A 288-nucleotide genomic window follows, 5' to 3' on the forward strand; every position below is an offset into this window, starting at 1 on the left:
GCTTTCACTTGAGTAATAAAGGTCTCTGGGTGTGCCAAACTATAGCGAATGCCACGAATGCCAAGGGCAGGGTTATCTTCGTTGTTTTGAGGCAAGAAAGGAATTTCTTTATCGGCGCCAATATCAAACGTTCGAATGGTAAGCACTTCACCTTGTAAGCTATGAAGGGCGTCACAATAGAGTTTATATTGTTGCTGCTCATTAGGTAGCGCTTTGGCATTCATCAATAAAAATTCAGTACGAAACAAGCCAATGCCTTGTGCTCCGACTTCGGCTGTATGAGATATT

At 42.7% G+C, this 288-nt stretch carries 1 protein-coding gene; it reads right to left on the reverse strand.

The window, feature by feature from the left end:
* A partial coding sequence (locus AAEY75_RS14605) for a putative PEP-binding protein (RefSeq protein ID WP_352259966.1) occupies positions 1-288 on the reverse strand: 288 nt, incomplete at both ends.

Source organism: Psychrobacter sp. TB55-MNA-CIBAN-0194 (genome assembly GCF_040309505.1).
GTDB lineage: Bacteria > Pseudomonadota > Gammaproteobacteria > Pseudomonadales > Moraxellaceae > Psychrobacter > Psychrobacter fozii.